This is a genomic window from Halohasta sp. A2 (assembly GCF_056175805.1).
Genome location: NZ_JAQFWV010000203.1, coordinates 1 through 481 on the forward strand (window position 1 = coordinate 1; position 481 = coordinate 481).

Annotated in this window: 1 protein-coding gene; it reads left to right on the forward strand. The window is 56.8% G+C overall.

Annotated features, from left to right (window positions below; translation table 11 throughout):
* A partial coding sequence (locus O2S87_RS18785) for a ferritin-like domain-containing protein (protein WP_475410232.1) occupies positions 1–290 on the forward strand: 290 nt, incomplete at its 5' end.
* Between the last annotated feature and the right edge of the window lie 191 nt (positions 291–481).

Here is a 481-nt window from a genome sequence, read left to right on the forward strand (position 1 = left end):
ATCTTGAAGAAGGTGCCGACCGGATCGCTGAACGCGCACAGGCGATCGGCGGCGTTCCGGTTGCAGGCCCAGCCAACCAGGAGGAACGCGCCACTATTGAGTTCGAAGGCGAGGACGTCTACGACATCCGCACCTCGCTGGCCAACGACATGGATGCCTACGGCGATATGATCCAGGAGATGCGGGAGCACATCCAACTGGCGGACAACCTTGGTGATCCGACGACCGAGCACATCCTCAAGGAGGTTCTGACAGAGCTCGAAGAGGACGCCCACCACGTCGAACACTAATACGGGGTTTATATCCGCGCTGGACGAGTGCTTCGGAGCAGGCGGTCTCGTCATCACTAAGATCTTGGTCGCGTCTCAGAACCGTTTAGACTTCACCTCCAGTAGCCTCAACCGAGGCGGTACAGTGAATCTTCTCGTGGAGTGATTCACACAGAATCTCATTGAAGAACCGGTTGTAGCGATCTGGATCT